Source organism: Candidatus Nanopusillus massiliensis (assembly GCF_920984865.1).
Window position 1 is genome coordinate 201,794 of record NZ_OV100765.1, and the last position, 264, is coordinate 202,057.

Annotated in this window: 1 protein-coding gene (running past one end of the window); it reads left to right on the forward strand. The window is 26.7% G+C overall.

The window, feature by feature from the left end; all coding sequences use genetic code 11:
- The first annotated feature begins 71 nt into the window (after positions 1 to 71).
- Positions 72 to 264 carry the start of a hypothetical protein gene (locus LUA84_RS04070; RefSeq protein WP_457913335.1) on the forward strand. Its footprint extends 416 nt past the window's final position, so 193 of the gene's 609 nt are visible here — the first part of the coding sequence; the start codon lies at positions 72 to 74; the stop codon falls past the right edge of the window.

Here is a 264-nt window from a genome sequence, read left to right on the forward strand (position 1 = left end):
TAAAAGAAATAAATTTACCAGAAAAAATTAGGGAAATAGAAAAAACATATAAACCACTTACATTTTCTACAATATTAAAAATATCAGAATATGTNNCAGAACAAATATATAATAAAACTAAAGATAAAATTAGGGCTACAAAACTTGGATTAAGGGCAGGTTTTGCATATCATACTTTAGGTGTTGTAGCTGCTCCAACAGAAGGAATTGTAAAAGTAATGGCAAAGAAAAGAATGGATGGAAAAGAATATATTTCAGTATTCT